The sequence below is a fragment of the Natronobacillus azotifigens genome, from assembly GCF_026805325.1.
GTDB lineage: Bacteria > Bacillota > Bacilli > Bacillales > Amphibacillaceae > Natronobacillus > Natronobacillus azotifigens.
The window spans coordinates 120229-137748 of record NZ_JAPRAT010000004.1 but is presented as its reverse complement, the minus strand read 5'-3'; the positions used below and the strand labels follow the sequence as shown (position 1 = coordinate 137748).

At 37.8% G+C, this 17520-nt stretch carries 13 protein-coding genes and 2 riboswitches; of the genes, 3 read left to right on the top strand and 10 right to left on the bottom strand.

Features of this window, described 5'->3' with window-relative positions; translation table 11 throughout:
• Positions 1-57: 57 nt before the first annotated feature.
• The 6 genes from phnE (OWO01_RS03605) to OWO01_RS03580 all read right to left on the bottom strand — a co-directional run bounded on the left by phnE (OWO01_RS03605) (position 58) and on the right by OWO01_RS03580 (position 6505).
• Positions 58-858 carry a phosphonate ABC transporter, permease protein PhnE gene (phnE, locus tag OWO01_RS03605; protein ID WP_268779064.1) on the bottom strand — a complete coding sequence of 267 codons (801 nt, stop codon included), beginning with the start codon at positions 856-858 and terminating at the stop codon, positions 58-60.
• Positions 855-1700, bottom strand: a complete 846-nt coding sequence (gene phnE / locus OWO01_RS03600) for a phosphonate ABC transporter, permease protein PhnE (protein WP_268779063.1) — start codon at positions 1698-1700, stop codon at positions 855-857. Before phnE (OWO01_RS03600) ends, phnE (OWO01_RS03605) begins: the two co-directional genes overlap by 4 nt.
• Positions 1701-1743: 43 nt before the next feature.
• Positions 1744-2493 carry a phosphonate ABC transporter ATP-binding protein gene (phnC, locus tag OWO01_RS03595; protein WP_268779062.1) on the bottom strand — a complete coding sequence of 250 codons (750 nt, stop codon included), beginning with the start codon at positions 2491-2493 and terminating at the stop codon, positions 1744-1746.
• A 166-nt stretch (positions 2494-2659) separates the two neighbouring features.
• Positions 2660-3661 (bottom strand): phosphate/phosphite/phosphonate ABC transporter substrate-binding protein, encoded by a 1002-nt coding sequence (locus tag OWO01_RS03590; RefSeq protein WP_268779061.1) that lies wholly within the window; start codon positions 3659-3661, stop codon positions 2660-2662.
• 366 nt (positions 3662-4027) lie between these two features.
• On the bottom strand, positions 4028-5029 hold the full coding sequence (locus OWO01_RS03585) for a phosphate/phosphite/phosphonate ABC transporter substrate-binding protein (protein ID WP_268779060.1): 1002 nt from the start codon (positions 5027-5029) through the stop codon (positions 4028-4030).
• Positions 5030-5120: 91 nt separating this feature from the next.
• Positions 5121-5227: riboswitch (TPP riboswitch) on the bottom strand.
• 135 nt (positions 5228-5362) lie between these two features.
• Positions 5363-6505 carry a glycosyltransferase family 4 protein gene (locus OWO01_RS03580; protein WP_268779059.1) on the bottom strand — a complete coding sequence of 381 codons (1143 nt, stop codon included), beginning with the start codon at positions 6503-6505 and terminating at the stop codon, positions 5363-5365.
• A 379-nt stretch (positions 6506-6884) separates the two neighbouring features.
• Here OWO01_RS03580 and OWO01_RS03575 point away from each other — a divergent pair, with 379 nt between their 5' ends.
• The 3 genes from OWO01_RS03575 (at position 6885) to metF (ending at position 12034) form a co-directional block, all read left to right on the top strand.
• Positions 6885-8732 (top strand): BCCT family transporter, encoded by a 1848-nt coding sequence (locus OWO01_RS03575; protein WP_268779058.1) that lies wholly within the window; start codon positions 6885-6887, stop codon positions 8730-8732.
• Between the two features lie 165 nt (positions 8733-8897).
• On the top strand, positions 8898-11174 hold the full coding sequence (gene metE, locus OWO01_RS03570) for a 5-methyltetrahydropteroyltriglutamate--homocysteine S-methyltransferase (protein ID WP_268779057.1): 2277 nt from the start codon (positions 8898-8900) through the stop codon (positions 11172-11174).
• Positions 11171-12034: a methylenetetrahydrofolate reductase [NAD(P)H] gene (metF, locus tag OWO01_RS03565; protein WP_268779056.1), complete on the top strand. Its 864-nt coding sequence runs from the start codon at positions 11171-11173 to the stop codon at positions 12032-12034. The genes metE and metF overlap by 4 nt, the downstream gene beginning before the upstream one ends.
• A 276-nt stretch (positions 12035-12310) precedes the next feature.
• On the opposite strand, the gene OWO01_RS03560 is transcribed toward metF, so the two are convergent.
• From OWO01_RS03560 to OWO01_RS03545, 4 genes are all read right to left on the bottom strand, one after another.
• The gene (locus OWO01_RS03560; protein WP_268779055.1) at positions 12311-13231 is read right to left on the bottom strand and encodes a LysR family transcriptional regulator; all 921 of its coding nucleotides are present in this window, start codon (positions 13229-13231) and stop codon (positions 12311-12313) included.
• A gap of 299 nt (positions 13232-13530) precedes the next feature.
• Positions 13531-14265 carry a cyclase family protein gene (locus tag OWO01_RS03555; RefSeq protein WP_268779054.1) on the bottom strand — a complete coding sequence of 245 codons (735 nt, stop codon included), beginning with the start codon at positions 14263-14265 and terminating at the stop codon, positions 13531-13533.
• 156 nt (positions 14266-14421) lie between these two features.
• A riboswitch (SAM riboswitch) is annotated at positions 14422-14525 on the bottom strand.
• A 215-nt stretch (positions 14526-14740) separates the two neighbouring features.
• Positions 14741-16426 (bottom strand): ABC transporter permease, encoded by a 1686-nt coding sequence (locus OWO01_RS03550; protein ID WP_268779053.1) that lies wholly within the window; start codon positions 16424-16426, stop codon positions 14741-14743.
• Between the two features lie 37 nt (positions 16427-16463).
• Positions 16464-17492: an extracellular solute-binding protein gene (locus tag OWO01_RS03545; RefSeq protein ID WP_268779052.1), complete on the bottom strand. Its 1029-nt coding sequence runs from the start codon at positions 17490-17492 to the stop codon at positions 16464-16466.
• Positions 17493-17520: the final 28 nt, after the last annotated feature.

Sequence of the window (17520 nt, the reverse complement as noted above, 5' to 3'; positions counted from 1 at the left end):
AGTTTCCAAAACAAAAAAGGTAATGAGATGAATTTCTCACTACCTATAAGTCAGGAATTACTGAGACGCTCTCAAATTGACAATATCCATTCGTTTCTGTAAATAACGAGTGATCAATTCAGCGATTAAAATCATACCGAAGATAACGAGGGTAACGCCCATTACTTGATCATATGCCATTACCCGTGAAGCCCGGATTAGTTCCCAACCGATCCCACCTGCTCCGACAACGCCTAATACAGTGGCATAGCGTAAATTAATATCAAAACGAAATACCGACCAAGAAACAAAAATAACCATAATACTTGGTAATATTCCTTGCATAATAACTTGGAATTTCGTTGCACCAGTCGCGCGCATCGCGTCAATAACACCATGATCAATCTCTTCGATTGCTTCAGCATATACTTTAAGAAGCATGCCGATACTATTAATCGCAAGCGCTAAAATACCTGGGGTTGGCCCGAGTCCAACTGCGATTATGAATAATAGGGCCCATATTAATGCCGGTACTGCTCTTACAAATGCAGCAAATCCTTTCACGAGATAACTAATGCTAATATGTGGAGATAAATTTTTTGCTGCAAAGATCGCTAAGGCAATCGAAAAAATAATCCCCCAAAATGTTCCCATAACGGCAACCTGTAAAGATTCTATTGCTGCACCTGCAATATCAATCGGTTCATCCAGTGTGGGAGGAAACATCCCTTTGACAAGGTGTTCCGCTCGGCTGAAAGCTTGCAGAATTCGTTGGTCAATAATGCCAATTTTATATAAACTGAACAGGAAAAAGAAAATCGCTAAAGCTCTAATAATCCATTTGGTTAGGTGATCTTTACTACGCTTTACCTGCTTCATAGAATCTTCTCCCTAACTTTAGCTGTAGTAAATTCTACGATTAAAATCAGGATGAAAATCATTAGAATCCCTACAGATGCTTGTTTATATTGAAAGAGATTGATATTTCCCTGTAAGGTATAGCCAATCCCTCCTGCACCGATAATCCCTAATACTGCTGCTTCACGAATATTTAAATCCATTTTGTAAAGAGACCAAGCAACAAAACCTGGCTTGAATTGTGGCCATACACCTTGACCCATGACCTGGAACCAATTCGCTCCAGTAGCTCGGATTGCTTCTACTTGCCCTTTGTCAATCCCTTCCAATAGATCCGCGAATGCTTTTCCGAGAATTCCTACTCCTCCGATACCAAGAGCAATCGTACCTGCTAATGGCCCAAGTCCTAATGTTACGACCAACAACATACCAATAATAATGGAAGGTACAGCTCGGATAAAGGTAATGATTGATCGACTTATTAAAGCGAGCACAGGATGAAAGGACGTATTTTTCGCCGCCATGAATCCAAGAACTATGGAGAGAATAACAGAGATCACCATCCCTACATAGCTCATATACAATGTTTGTAATGCCGGATTTATATAACGGCCAATCACACGAAAATCAGGTGGCAACAAATCGGTAAAAATAAACTTTGTTATGTTTGTGAACCCCGTATAGAGAAAAGACAGATTGAAATTTGTCCCAATCCAAGACCAAACGACAAGGGCAATGATAAGACAGCCGATCATTGCTTTATTCACCAAGACTACTCTCTTTCTCTTTTTTAAATCAGATAATACATCGGTTCTTGATTTTTCTGTTACTGACGGAATTAGTCTTTCAGCTCGCATTTCCATGAGAAACCCTCCTTACTTGTTATTGTTAGAATAAGCTCTACAATTAACCCGCATAATATAAATGATTGATGATACCTTCTGTTAACTCCTTTGGTTTTCCGTCAAAAACTACTTCTCCAGCCTTAATCCCAATGATTCGATCCGCGAATTGCTTAGCGAAATCTACTTGGTGAAGATTCACGATCGTTGTAATGCCATCTTCTCGGCTAATTCGTTGCAAATAATTCATCACATTTTCGGAGGAAGAAGGATCTAAGCTTGCTATCGGTTCGTCGGCTAAAATCAATGAGGGAGATTGAGCAATTGCTCTTGCAATACCCACTCTTTGTTGTTGGCCTCCCGATAATTCATCTGCTCGTTTAAATGCTTGATCTGCTAAACCAACTCTATCTAAAATCGCAAGCGCTTCACTCATATCCTGATCAGAAAACCGACCAAAACCACCTTTTAATGAGGACATATATCCTAGTCTTCCATGCAACACATTTTGATGTGTTGGTGACCGTTTGATTAGGTTAAAATGCTGGAAGATCATTCCGATTCTTCTTCGAATATGGCGTAATTCTTTTCCTTTTGCTTTCGCGACATTTTCTCCCTCAAAAATGATTTCCCCACCGGTAGGATGATTCAATAGATTTATCGACCGTAACAATGTACTTTTTCCTGCACCACTTGGACCAATTACAGACACGAGCTCGCCACGATGAATTTTTACATTAATATTTTTTAAAGCTTTTGTGCCATCAGGGAATACCATGCTTACATCTTTTGTTTCTAACATAACTTCTGCCATTTTTCTTCTCCCTTTCTCGCCTATCATTTCTAAGGTTTTTTACGCCAACCTGTCATAAAGAACGCTGTAGTGTCTTCTATATCCTTGCCCTATTAAGAAAATACTTTTCGTGAAAGATAGGGAAGGCAAGCATTAATACACTTGCCTTCTACCATGAAACAGAAGTCTAGTTCAGTAATTCCTCTGGACTCATATTTAGTGCATCTGCCGTATCCTCCACAACTTGATATTCCTCATGGGTAATTGGGATAAATCCACCGTAATATTCATTATCGATTAAAAACTCTTTTCCAAGTTCGTCATTAATCATGGCAAAGAACGCTTCCGCAACAGCATCTTTAAACGATTGAGGTAGGTCTCCTTGAATAACATAGGGTCCACCAGGAATCGGTTCCGATTCATGGAAAATTTTCAACTGACCAAAGTTCGGATGATCCTCTACTCGATCAAATACTCGTTCAATACAAGTACTACAAACACCTGCCGTATCAACATCACCATTTAGTACTGAATAAAGAGAAGCTTCATGACTACCTGAAAAGACAACTTGAGAAGGAAATTCATCCACATTATCCATCGTTAATCCCAACTCATTGATTAACATAGCCTTTGGAAACAAATGGCCGGAAGTGGAAGCAGGATCCGCATATGCTAATGAACGACCTTCTATGTCTGCTAAACTATCAATTCCCGTTTCTTCTAATGTGATCATTTGTGCATAATAGAAGATATCATCTAGCGTCCCACCTTCTTCACTAACTGGAATGGCAAAAGCTTCTCCATTTGCACGTTCGTTTGCTACTAAATAGGAAAATGGTCCAAAACTTGACGCATGCAAGTGACCATTGGCCATCGCTTCTATTAATGCGGTATAGCTTGTTCCATAAAATAGCTCTACTTCTACACCTAACGCTTGCTCTAGGTATGTATTCATCCCATCAAAGCGTTTTGCTAATTGTGCTTGATCTTCTGTTGGAAGGATTCCAAACACAAATTTCTCCGGCCAATCTGCTCGCTCATCTGCTTCTTCCCTATCATTTGCTACAGTATCGTTAGAAGCTTCTGGTGTTTTTGCTTCGGCCGACGATGGCGATTCCTCTTCATCTGCACATGCTGCCATTAAAAAGATAAACAAAATCATGAGTACGCCTAATTTGATCATTTTCATATGTTAATAGCCTCCTCGTTTTGTATTACACTGCTATTATCCATGATTACTATTAACTAGAAATAAAGGGATGGTATTGTTTCTGTAAAATTTATGTTACTACTTGTTCATAAACTTTACATTGGTTTTTGCTTTAGATGAATAGATGTTATGGGCTTTTTAAAAAAAGAGAGTGCGGACAACGTTAAAAATGGTAGCAAGAAGTAGAATCATTAATTTTTGTTAACAAGATGTACAAGTCTTAATAAAAAAAGGGGAGGCTACTATCATGGGTAATTGTCCACGACAGGAGCCTGACCTTATAATATTCGTATTATACACATTCCTCTGCGACGATTCTTTGTGAATGATGTTTTCTAAAATACGTTAATTTAGTAAATCCTCAGGACTCATATTTAATGCTTCTGCTGTATCAGCCACCACTTGAAATTCATCGTGCGTAATGGGAATAAATCCACCTAAATAATCAGTTCCTATTAAAAATTCTCTCCCTACTTCATCATCAATCATTGCATAGAACGCCTCTGCTATAGCGTCTTTAAATGATTGTGGTAAATCTCCTTGAATCACATAGGTGCTACCAGGAATAGGTTCTGATTCATGAAACACTTTTAATTGACTAAAGTTCGGATGATCCTCTACTCGTTCAAATACCCTTTCGATACAAGTACTACAAACGCCGGCTACATCAACATCACCGTTTAATACTGAATAAAGGGATGCTTCATGACTACCGGAAAAGACAACATGAGACGGAAATTCATCCACATTATCCAAGGTTAATCCCAATTCGTTGATTAACATTGCTTTTGGAAACAGGTGGCCAGAAGTGGAAGCAGGATCGGCATAAGCTACAGTTCGCCCTTCTACATCTGCTAAGCTATCAATGCCTGTTTCTTCTAAAGTGATCATTTGTGCATAGTAATAGATATCATCTAACGTTCCACCTTCTTCTCGAATCGGCGTGGCAAAGGCTTCACCATTGGCACGTTCGTTGGCTACTAAATAAGAAAAAGAACCAAAACTTGATGCATGTAAATGTCCATTTGCCATCGCTTCTATTAATGCTGTATAGTTCGTTCCAAAAAATAGTTCTACGTCAATACCTAATGTTTGCTCTAGGTAGGTAGTCATCGAATCAAAACGACTTGCTAATACGGCTTGGTCTTCTGTTGGGAGAATTCCGAAGACAAACTTCTCTGGCCAATCTGCTCGATCATCCGCTTCTTCTTCATTAACATTTTCAACAGCATTAGAATTATTTGATTCTTGATCCTCTACAGTTGACGGAGCTTCAGCCTCATTTGTACATGCTGCTAATAAAAAGATAAACAATACCATTAGCATGCCTAATTTCAACATTTTCATCACACTTAACATCCTCCTTGTTATACAAAAAAGCTGCACTCCCGTAGGAATGCAGCCAAAAATTCATGTATCAATCCATAAAAATTCATACACCTATTCGACTGCACTTCCCCACGCTAGTATTATCTAGATCGGGTTCAAAGGGTCAGAACAATACAGTTCCTCTCAGCCGCTTTCACAGCTCCCCTAGTGCAACTTTGCTATATAATGATATTTACTCCATATACTAATTCAATTTTACAAACTTGTAAAGGTTTATAGGGGAAAGGGATAGAAATGGGTCTACCCCCCTATCATGCACAATTGTCCACCACAGGGAATGGCCCTTTGATGTTAAGCGCTTTTTCTTGTTTTTACTTCTAAAATATCTTCGAAGCTAGCAATCAGGCGATCAAAGATGCGATTCCATGATTGCTCTAAGGCAAACGCTCTTGCCTTTTTCCCAATATCCTGGCGAAGTTGATCGTTTGTCAAAAGTGTTGTTGTTTTTGTCACAAAATCGTTGACACTTTTCGGCTTGCACAAAAAGCCGTTTTGATTATCTTGAAGTAAGTGTTGTACTCCTCCAGCATTTGCACCAATGACGGGTAAACCCGAAGCTTGTGCCTCTAGCACTACGTTTCCAAAGGTCTCTGTCGGGGAAGGGAACAGAAATACATCCGTTGATGCATACATTTCGGCTAGTTCTTCACGTTCCAAAAAGCCTGTGAACGTGATTTGTTTGCAATGATCAGTCGATAGCGTTTGATATAGCGGACCATCTCCTACGATTACAAGATGGGTGCTTTTTTTCAGTTCTTTCGGCAACGAGTGAAAAGTATCGAAAACAATATCTATATCTTTTTCTGGTGAAAGTCTACCAACATAGAGAACTATATTTTTTTCTTGAATCTGATACTTCATGCGAATTTTATCCGATTTTTTTTCAGGGCTAAACTGAATAGCATCTACCCCTCTTCCCCATATGTCGATGTTCGGGTGCATTCTCTTACTCAATAATTTAGCTTTTGTACTGGGTGATGGAACATATACTTTTTCAAAAGGCCGATGAAACCAAGTCATATATTTCCAAATCCATTTTTTCATGAATTGGAGGTGATAGTACGTTAAGTAGTCATCAAAATTCGTATGATAAGATGCAACCATTGGAATGTTGTTTTTTTTACCATAATGGGCACCATATATACCAAGGTTAAATGGGGTCAATACATGAATTAAGGTAGGGCGGAATGTTTTTAACGTTTCGTTGATTGATAGTGGGTTAGGAAGGGCAATTCGACACTCAGGATATAAGGCGAATGGAATACTGGTAAAGCGCTCCACTTGGGGCACGGTTGGATTAGGCGTCCTACTCTCTGGTACGAATAACTTATATTCTATACCAACTTTTTCTAAATAATCGGTATAACGCTTCAACGTTCTAGCAACACCATTAACTTCCGGTGTGTAAGTATCTGAAAATATCGCGATTCTCATCTTCATACACTCCCTGCCTGTTATTTTTGTTCGTGCATCCTTCTTTTTTAATGTAACAGCTTTTTTTTAAGGTTCTGTGTAGACAGTGTAAAGTTTTGGTGAATAAGGGGCCACTCGCTAGCCTTTTAAAGAGCAATTAAATATTTTTTAGATGAAAGATTTACCTTATTCAAGTATTATCTCTATCGTGAGAGCTTGTTCATTAATACCTCGAGATGAACCATGAACCTTGATTTGCTCACATTTATTCAAATTGAATCCTTCTTCCAAGTAAAACAGAAGATGATAAAAAGCGATTTTTGTCGATCTATCATTGTTTTCATCCTCTCGTACTTGTATAATTTAAAGAGTGAAAAAATCTAACAAAAGGTATGGTTATATGGATAAACAAAAAAAGAAAGAACTTGCATCACAACAAGCTTTAGCTAAAAAGTTAAAAAAGGCGGAAGCGGAAGCAAGAAAAAAGGCAATCAAAAACAGAAAACCATTTAAAGGATTGCAAATTAGACCCACCGTTTCGCTTTTTGATGAAGCAGGAAAAGAAGAAGTGGGTGAAAACAACTGGAAAAGATTTGGATTCGATATCCATCCACAAGTGACCCTTTACGCTTCAATTATTTTGATTATTTTTATCTCTCTTACTTTACTGTTCCCAAGCACGGCAGAAAATCTATTCAATACTATTTTAACCAGTATTACAAAAAATACTGGGTGGTTCATGATCTTTGCTGCGAATATCTTTATTGTAGCATCGTTATATTTTGCCTTCGGTCGATATGGAAAAATCATCTTAGGTGGGAAAAACGCAAAACCCGAATTTTCAAAATTCGCTTGGTATGCGATGCTCCTTAGTGCTGGTATGGGAATCGGACTCTTGTTTTGGAGTGTTGCAGAACCAATCACACATTATGGCGATCCTTCCCCCATGTTTAGTGGTGTCGACCCGTATTCAGCATCGGCTGCACAAGCTGCTATGACTAGCACCTTCTTCCATTGGGGCATACACCCTTGGGCGATCTATGCCATCGTTGGTTTAGGTCTCGCATTCTTTTCTTATAACAAAGGGCTTCCTTTGACGATAAGATCGCTATTTTATCCGATTATCGGAAACAAAATTTATGGTTTATGGGGAAATATTATTGATATTTTATCTGTGTTAGCAACCTTAATGGGGCTCGCTACATCGCTTGGGCTTGGTGTTTCCCAAGTAAATGCAGGTTTAAATCATCTATTTGGCATTAATATTAGCATTACCGTTCAGGTTCTCCTGATCGTTGTCATCACAGGTTTCGCAACGATTTCTGTTGTGATGGGACTAGATGGTGGAGTGAAACGGCTTAGCGAAATCAACATGATTTTAGCAGGTGTTTTCCTTTTATTTGTTCTCATAGCAGGACCTACTGTGTATATTTTAAGTGGATTTACCCAAAACATTGGTTACTATTTATCAAACTTCCTTGAAATGAGTTTATGGACGGAAACCTTTAGGGCGACTAATTGGCAAGGTGGCTGGACTGTTTTCTATTGGGCTTGGTGGATATCATGGTCTCCATTTGTCGGGATGTTTATTGCGAGAATTTCCAAAGGTAGAACAGTAAGAGAATTTATCATGGGGGTTATTTTTATTCCTACCGTGATCTCTTTTCTATGGATGTCTGTGTTTGGAGGAACCGCGATTTTTCAAGAAAGCAGTGGGATTGGAGCTATTTCTGCATTCATTGAACAAAATGAAGCACTGGCACTTTTCGCAATGGTAGACAATTTACCACTAGCTAGTATTCTTTCCTTAATCGGAATTATCCTTGTAACTGTATTCTTCGTTACTTCGTCTGATTCCGGTTCTTTAGTTGTCGATCACTTGACTTCAGGGGGAAAACTCGATTCACCAGTACCACAGCGTGTATTCTGGGCAATCATGGAAGGTGTTGTTGCTGCCACACTTCTTATTGGTGGTGGACTCACAGCGTTACAAACTGCTTCTATTATTACCGGTCTTCCGTTTACGATTATTCTCATTTTAATGATTTACTCATTGAACTTAGGTCTCAAGCAAGAATATGAAATCGAAACATCGGTTGATGAAGTATTGGAACAAGTTACTACGGACCATGTTATCAACGAAGTTATTTCTTCAGCAGTTCATGATGATGCACTGGTTGATATTGTAACAGATTCCATCAAGGAAGAAACTGAAAAGGCAGAAGATATAGAGAAGAACAAGGAATAGTATAGATCGAAAAAAATCAGCCCCTCATAATGGTCTAGTGTCTATTATGAGGGGCTGATTCTTTGTTGCTATAGTCGCAAACTATGAATAGCGATAAATAACAAATATTACCTTACTCCATCATTCCCATGATAGTATTATGAAAAATGGAAAGGGATGATGATCATGGAAACATCTGTTATTGGTTATCCAAGAGTAGGAGCTTTAAGAGAGTTAAAATTTGCTACTGAAAATTATCTAAAGAATCATTTAACGAAGGAGAGGTTACAATCTACTGGTTTAAAACTAAGAGAAGCACACTGGAAAACGCAACAATCAAATGGCGTGGATTTTATCACCTCCAATGACTTTTCCTTTTACGATAATATGTTAGATACTGCTGTTTTACTTAACGTAGTTCCTGAACGTTACAGAAAATTGGGACTCGACATCCTTGATGAGTATTTTGCTATGGCGAGAGGATATCAAGGAGAAAAAGGGGATGTTAAAGCTCTTGCTATGAAGAAATGGTTTAATACGAATTATCATTATATGGTTCCAGAAATGGAGGACGAAACAAAAATTACTCTGGCTGGAACGAAACCCTTCGATGAATATCTAGAAGCCAAAAAGATCGGTATCGAAACGAAGCCTTCAATTATTGGACCTTTTACATTTCTGAAGCTAACTAAATTTTCCGGACAGAAAGAAGAGAGAGATTTTATTTCAGATATTATCCAAGCATATGTCGACATTATTCAGAAGTTCGAACAATTAGGCACAAAGTGGATTCAGTTTGAAGAACCAGCACTTGTTATGGATATATATGAAGACGATAAAAAGCTTGTAGAAAAATTATATCGTCCAATGCTTTCTACAAAAGGAAAATTAAAAGTACTTCTACAAACCTATTTTGGTGATCTTCGGGATTGCTATCGAGAAGTTACCGATTTACCTTTTGATGGTATTGGTCTTGATTTTGTCGAGGGTAATAAGTCCCTGAACCTTATTAAAAAACTTGGCTTTCCTAAGGATAAAAAGCTATTTGTTGGAATAGTTAACGGGAAAAATATCTGGCGGAATAATTATGCAACTACGGTTAAGATCGTGAAGGAGCTCGCTGAACATTGTGAAAAACTAGTGTTAAGTACGGCTTGTTCTTTACTTCATGTTCCTTATACGTTGAAAAACGAGAATAAACTTTTGAAGGCTCACAAAAAGTATTTTGCGTTTGCAGACGAAAAGATCACTGAATTATCTCAACTAAAAATCGTGTTATCGAGCAAAGACCCTACATTATCAGATGAATACAAAAAGAACATCGAGTTGTTTTCCCAAAAAAGAGCGGGGCAAAATTCAACTGTACAGTCGGTTGTCTCTACACTTCATGAACAGGACTTTGTTAGACATCCTAACTTTGAGAAACGAGAAAAGATTCAGAAATCTACGTTTGATTTACCTTTACTTCCTACCACAACCATTGGATCACTACCTCAAACAACAGAAGTAAAAGAAAATCGTTCGAAGTTTAAAAAGGGGAAGATTTCTTTTGAACAATATACACAATTCAACAAGGAAAAGATCGCAGAATGGGTTTCCATTCAGGAGAAGATCGGTCTTGATGTACTAGTTCATGGGGAGTTTGAGCGTAATGATATGGTTGAATATTTTGGAGAAAATCTCGATGGATTTTTATTTACTGAAAATGCCTGGGTACAATCATATGGAACTAGGTGTGTAAAGCCTCCAATAATATGGGGAGATATTTCTCGTTCCAAACCAATTACGGTTAATTATTCTGTTTATGCCCAGTCCTTGACAAAAAAAGCTTTAAAAGGGATGCTAACTGGACCAGTAACCATTTTAAATTGGTCTTTTCCACGGGAAGATATTTCATTGAAAGATTGTGCATTTCAAATTTCACTTGCGATCAAGGCGGAAGTACTTGATCTTGAAGCAAATGGCATCAGAATTATTCAGATTGACGAAGCAGCTCTTAGGGAAAAGTTGCCGCTCAGACAAAGCGATTGGCACAGCGAATATCTTGACTGGGCAATCCCTGCATTCAGACTTGTTCATAGTAGCGTAAAGCCTGACACTCAGATTCATACCCATATGTGCTATAGCGAATTTAAAGATATTATAAAAAATATTGATGCGATGGATGCAGATGTCATTACTTTCGAGGCAGCAAGATCCGATCTTAGTATCGTTGATGTGTTAAAAGAATCTGGTTTTAAAACAGAAGTCGGACCTGGAGTTTATGATATTCACTCTCCACGAATACCAGCGGTTGAAGAAATCAAAGAAGCACTTGAAAAAATACTTACTAAGATACCGTTGGAAAAGCTATGGGTTAACCCAGACTGTGGTCTTAAGACAAGAGGGGAAAATGAAACCATCCCTAGTCTTGAAAATTTAGTAGCCGCGGCACAAAAACTTAGAGAGCGGGTTCCTGTATGAAAACAACCGAAATATTTAAAATGAAAAGAGTTTTATCATTTGAAATATTTCCGCCCAAACGAACAGGACCGGTTCAAACAATTTACAATACGGTTGATGAATTAAAAGCGCTTAAACCAGATTTTATCAGTGTTACCTATGGTGCTGGTGGAAATAAAAACAACACCAAGACATTGACCATTGCTTCGGATATCAAGAAAAACTATCATATTGAGAGTGTAGCTCACCTTCCTAGCATCAGCCTAACAAAAGAAGAAGTACTTGAACTATTGGAAAGTTTTAAGGTTGCGGGTATTGAAAACATATTAGCATTGCGCGGCGATTCCAGCCCTAATATAACACCTAATAATGACTTTCATTATGCAAGCGACTTGATAACTTTTATAAAAGATAACGGAGATTTTAATATAATTGGTGCTTGTTATCCTGAAGGACACATTCAGAGCCCAACAATTGTGGAGGATATTCTTCATTTAAAAAAGAAAGTGGATGCAGGAGCTGACCAACTAATCACACAGTTATTCTTTGATAATGACTACTTTTATACCTTTCGAGAACGTTCAATGATTGCCGGAATAAAAGTACCGATTCAAGCTGGTATCATGCCTGTTGTAAACAAGAAGCAAATTGAACGAATGGTTACCCTTTGTGGAGCTAGCCTTCCGAGGAAATTCTTATCCATTATGAATAGATATGAACATAACCCTGAAGCAATGAGAGATGCAGGAGTTGCTTATGCTGTGGACCAGATTGTTGATTTAATAGCAGAGGGGGTAGAGGGGATACACCTTTATACCATGAATAATCCATACATTGCGAATAAGATTCATAAAGCCGTTCATTCATTATTTGTTGAATAGTTAAAACATAATCTTTTTTCTTAAAATACCAATAATCTTCTCGAATTAATGCGTAGAGGAACACTGCAACCTAAATACATCTTTTCCCAACTAAACACTCAACTCGCGCTAGGCCTGCGGTTGCTATTTTCAACGAAACGATTTGTTCCCGCAAAAGTCTCGCATACTCCAGTTGCTGAACGGTATTTCTCAGCAAAATAACCGAATCATAATTGAGCTTAACTCCATTATGATTCGGTTATTATCTTATTTTTTCTCTATTTCGGCTCTTTCATATTATTTAATACTATAACCATACTCTCGTATCCATTTTTTTAATTTTGATATATAATCTAGTGCTATTTGACTTCGTTGAGATTTTTCGTTTGAAATCCAGCCAATACGCATCCTTTCATCTGTTATTAAAGGTACCGAAATAATATTTTCACCATTCAAATCACTACTCAGAACACCTGTACTAATTGTATAACCGTTTAAACCAATAAGTAAATTAAAAAGTGTAGCACGATCACTGACATGGATTGTTTTTTTTCGAGGAACAGTACTTAAAATCTCTTCTGAAAAGTAAAAGGAATTGTGCTCACCCTGTTCAAATGCTAAAAACGGGTACATCTCCAAGTCTTCAAGTGTTACTGCTATGTTTTCGGCAAGCGGATGCTTTGCATAAATAAAAATATGCGGTTCTGCTTCAAAAAGAAAATGAAATTTCAATCCACATTCTTTTAATAGCTTGCTGAGAATTTTCTCGTTAAAATTACTACAATATAGAATACCAATTTCGCTCCGGAAATTCTTAACATCTTCAATGATTTCATAGGTCCTCGTTTCACGGAGGATAAATTCATACTCATCCATGCTCAGATCCATCAGTAACTCGACAAAAGCATTGATGGCAAAAGCGTAATGCTGAGTAGAGATAGAACAAAGTTGCTTAGATGAGTTGTTTCCTTTATACCGCCGTTCCATAAGTTCCGCTTGCTCAATAATTTGACGTGCGTAAGAAAGAAATTCGGTTCCCTCCACAGATAGATATATCCCTTTAGTTGTACGGTGAAATATCTCAATTTGTAATTCTTTTTCAAGTTCTTTAACCGCATTTGAAAGACTAGGTTGTGTGATAAATAATTGTTTTGCGGCTTCACTAATCGATCCACATTCAACAATTTTAATTATATATTTCAGTTGTTGGAGTGTCATAACATCACCTTTATCAATTTTCTTTAAACATATCTGTTATCCAAGGAGTGTAGGTCCCGAACAATTTCTTATCACTTCAAAGGTTTCTTTTAATTATGAGATATATGAAACTTATAACCTTTTCTTCTTCCTTTCGTTTTGCGAATATAAAGTGAAACTTCAATCAGTGAGGGTTTTTACTTATATTGCTAGTCGAACCATTCGGGGTGCTAGTGTCCGTTACTCCCACTAAAACAACTTGATATTCTAGTTGTTTTGAAGTGGGAGTCTTACCGGACGGTTGCTCCGGGATAAATTTATTACGGCAAAATAGCAAAAGCTCGAACTGGAAACCCAGAAGCTTTTTCAAATTTTGGTGCAAGTGCAAAGATAGCTGCACCTTTCGGGGGAATCTGATCCAGATTTGTTAATAATTCAATTTGAAAGGTATCTTGTTCTAAAACGTAATATTCTGCAATTAAACGCCCATTTTTTTGAACATCTTTTGCAGCATCTGTATCAAAAGTTTCATGCCCTACAGCCTTAATCGAACGTTCATTAAATAAAAAGGACAAAGCTTCTACCGACCAGCCAGGTGTATGACCTACACTCGCATCATCTTTATTCTCTAAAGCTTCTTGATCGGGCCACCGTTTGCTCCAATCCGTTCGTATTGCTACGAATGTATCTGGCTCAATTTCACCATATTCTTTCTCAAAGGTTAAAATATCATCAACTTGGATTGTGAAATCAGGATTTTTTCTCACTTCGTCTGATTTATCAATTACAATCATTGGCAGGACTAACTCCTTCAAGTCCATTTCCTCTAAGTAACGTTGGTTCGGAACAAAATGAATCGGTGTATCAATATGTGTCCCATATTGACCCGGAAAAGAGAAGTTTTGAACAAAAAAACCATCATTGTGATCAAAAGCAGTGCTAACTTCTGCATCTTTCAATGCAGCAAAATGAGGGGAAGATGGACCGAAAGTATGTGTCAAATCAATCCACTTTTTTTCTTTCAACAATTTTAGTGCTTTTAAAACATCACTCATTTTTAATCACCTTACCTTTTATTCTATTACATATCCATAAATATGCGATTTTGAGACTACTTTAGTAAAGATAGAATGATATCAGGTTGTATGACAACAAAAAACCTCTTCTAAATAAAAGAAGAGGTTGATGATACTTAGTAATACTGACGACTCTTCTTATCTTTCAAGCTACAAGCTTGCTGGAATTGGCACAGTACAAAGAAAAGTCTGCTGCCGAGGCTTCAAAGGGCCAGTCCCTCCACCTCTCTGGATAAGATCGCTTATTATATAGAATGTTAGGATACAATTTACTACATTTTGTTAATTGTGTCAACCACAATTTAGAAAATTTTTACTTGTCTTATTCATTTTATTGAAGTTGGATAGCCCTGAAGGTTCGTTATTGTCCACATCAACCACACTCTCGACCATATTAAAAAACTGCCCTTTTACTACAATACGCAATAAGGGCAGCTTTTCATGATAGTTCTGGTTAATATTTTTTTAACAAGTACCTCAATGGAATAACCGATACAAGTATGATTAGCAATGCTGATGGTGCTGCTAAATAATACAAAGATTCATTTGCTTCTATATACACTCTTACCGCCAATGTATCAAATCCTGGTGGACGAAGCATTAGCGTTGCTGGCAGTTCTTTAATCGAACTAACGAAAACAAGCGCACCACCCGCCAATACACCCGGTAAAATGGAAGGTAGGATAACTTTAAACATAACTTTCCATGGTGGCTGCCCTAAACTTCGGGCTGCTTCATCAATCCGTGGGGAGACTAAACTTAACGATGCTTCCCCTGCTTGCATCGCTTGCGGTAAAAACCGAATAACAAGCGCGATCGCAACCATATAGAACGTATTATACAAAGTAGGAATATGGTTATTAAAAATAAAAATAATTCCTAAAGCAACAATTACCCCAGGTAAGGCATATCCTGCATAACTTAATTTATCAATCGAACTTGAGATCACTGAAGGATACCTCGATTTCAAATAAACAATCGGCATAGCTAATACCATACACAATAAAGAAGCAAATAAAGATACTCGCAAACTGTTCCAAGCAAAACCAAAGAAACGGTTATCAAGCGCACCCATCCCTATTCCAATAATAGACCAATAAACGAGTACGATAATTGGTAACACTACCGAAACAAAAAATATCACACCGACAAACATAAGTGTTGGTATTTTCCACTTACCCAGTGATAAAACATCGGGTTCTTTAAAAGTATTGGACGTTTGGTAGTACTTACTTTTCTTCCTTGTTTTGACCTCTATCCATAAAATAACAACCGTTAGTAAAATAAGGACTAGACTTAATATAGAGGCCGACGCGATATCAAAACTTGCTCGTTGAAAGTAAATCGCCGCTGTAAACGTAACATAGCGCATCATCGAAATAACTCCGAAATCAGATAAAACGTACAAAGCTATTAAAATGGCACCTGCTCCAATTGCTGGCCTTAAAAATGGCAAATTTACTTTCCAAAAGATTTGTCTTGTATTCATCCCTTGGGAACGGGCAATTTCTTCAAAATTACGATTCATTTTTCGAAGGGAAGCACTTGCAATTAGAAATACATAAGGATAGGTAAACATTGTTAACACGAAAAAGACTCCCCAAAACGAATAAACGTTTATTGGATAATCACCGAGCACATTCACTAACCAAGGTGTATCGCGCCAAAAGTCTCGAGCCCAACCACTTGGTCCGAAGACAATTATATATGTCATCGCCCCAACATAAGGTGGAATAACTAATGGGAGAGCTAGTAACCACTGCCACCACTTACGACCAGGTATATCCGTTCGGACAACAACCCAAGCTAATATTACACCAATTACAACCGCACACACCGTAACCGCAAAGGCTAGCAAGAAAGTATCAAATAAAAGTTGCGGTATTCTGTCATCTAACAAACGCTGCCAACGATCAACACCCGCGAATAAAGATTGCCAGATGACATAAATAATTGGTACAGACATGATCAGTCCAGTAGACAAACCAAATAATAACAAAACATTACCTGGTGGGTTTCCGTGCCAGCTATCTCGCCACTTCTTTCTTAAAAAACGGAGAATGGCTGGAGAGGAATGCTCTCCAGCCTTGGCATGTTTATCGTAATTTGATTGATGTTTATGGTGACGATGATTACTCATTTGCGCCCTCTCCTAAGTAGAAAAAATCAGGGTTGCCTTATCTTAATTCAAGGTCTAAGCCAGATTGTTCAATAAGTTCTTTCGTATCTTCAAAATAGATACCAAGGTCTTTCAATGGCATTTGTTGAACTTTCAAATCCGTAAATCTAACTGCATGTTCATATGGAGGGTCTAGATCAGGGTTGATTGGAATTTCCAACGACTCTCCAACAAATGCTAATTGATTTTCTGGTAGAAGCAACCATTCAATGAATGCATTTGCATCTTCCTCATTTGGTCCACCATTAACAAGTCCAACACCTGCTGCATTCGCAATCACTCCCATTTCTCCTTCAGCTTGATCAGGATAAATGAATCCAACATTGTTATTAGTAGGCTCTTCTAATTGTTGGTGATAATAATAGTTGTTTACTAAACCAAAGGGATGCTCGCCTGCACCAACTGCTTGACGAATATCGCCATGACCGTTATATATTCCTGCTGCGTTTTCTTTGATTGCTTCTATCCATTCCGCTGTTCTTTCGTCGCCCCACTCGTTACGTAGTGCAGATACATTACCAATCATACCACCATTTCCACCACGAGTAATAGCAAATTGACCTTCAAATTGTGGATCCATTAAATCTTCCATCGTTTTTGGCATTTCTTCTTCCGTAATCATATCTTTATTGTAAATGAAACCACGAGATCTTGCAGATAAAGCAATCCATGAATTGTCATCCGCACGATATTGTGCATCGATCGTTTCCACGCCTTCTCCGTCAAAACTTGCTAGTAGATCTTCCATGCGCAAGTATTCTAATGCACCAATATCATTGGAAATAAAAATATCCGCTTGAACATTTCCAGCTTCTTCTCTTAATTGAAGGGCATCTGCTTCGTGTAAAGCTCTTACGTTTATCCCTGTTTCCTCTGTAAATTTATCCAGTAACGGTTGTACAAACCGCTCGTTTCGACTTGAGTATACTACAATCTCCTCTTCATCTTGTTGATCACACGCAGTTGCAACAAGTACGAATAGCATTAAAAGCGAAGTAAACAGTAATAATTTTATTGCTTTTTTCATGATGTTGTTTCCCCCTATAAATATGTAT

What these genes read in the sequence shown, in the direction of transcription:
- phnE (WP_268779064.1), bottom strand. Translation starts at nt 858, where the DNA reads ATGAAGCAGGTAAAGCGTAGTAAAGATCACCTAACCAAATGGATTATT.
- phnE (WP_268779063.1), bottom strand. Translation starts at nt 1,700, where the DNA reads ATGGAAATGCGAGCTGAAAGACTAATTCCGTCAGTAACAGAAAAATCA.
- phnC (WP_268779062.1), bottom strand. Translation starts at nt 2,493, where the DNA reads ATGGCAGAAGTTATGTTAGAAACAAAAGATGTAAGCATGGTATTCCCT.
- OWO01_RS03590 (WP_268779061.1), bottom strand. Translation starts at nt 3,661, where the DNA reads ATGAAAATGATCAAATTAGGCGTACTCATGATTTTGTTTATCTTTTTA.
- OWO01_RS03585 (WP_268779060.1), bottom strand. Translation starts at nt 5,029, where the DNA reads ATGAAAATGTTGAAATTAGGCATGCTAATGGTATTGTTTATCTTTTTA.
- OWO01_RS03580 (WP_268779059.1), bottom strand. Translation starts at nt 6,505, where the DNA reads ATGAGAATCGCGATATTTTCAGATACTTACACACCGGAAGTTAATGGT.
- OWO01_RS03575 (WP_268779058.1), top strand. Translation starts at nt 6,885, where the DNA reads ATGGATAAACAAAAAAAGAAAGAACTTGCATCACAACAAGCTTTAGCT.
- metE (WP_268779057.1), top strand. Translation starts at nt 8,898, where the DNA reads ATGGAAACATCTGTTATTGGTTATCCAAGAGTAGGAGCTTTAAGAGAG.
- metF (WP_268779056.1), top strand. Translation starts at nt 11,171, where the DNA reads ATGAAAACAACCGAAATATTTAAAATGAAAAGAGTTTTATCATTTGAA.
- OWO01_RS03560 (WP_268779055.1), bottom strand. Translation starts at nt 13,231, where the DNA reads ATGACACTCCAACAACTGAAATATATAATTAAAATTGTTGAATGTGGA.
- OWO01_RS03555 (WP_268779054.1), bottom strand. Translation starts at nt 14,265, where the DNA reads ATGAGTGATGTTTTAAAAGCACTAAAATTGTTGAAAGAAAAAAAGTGG.
- OWO01_RS03550 (WP_268779053.1), bottom strand. Translation starts at nt 16,426, where the DNA reads ATGAGTAATCATCGTCACCATAAACATCAATCAAATTACGATAAACAT.
- OWO01_RS03545 (WP_268779052.1), bottom strand. Translation starts at nt 17,492, where the DNA reads ATGAAAAAAGCAATAAAATTATTACTGTTTACTTCGCTTTTAATGCTA.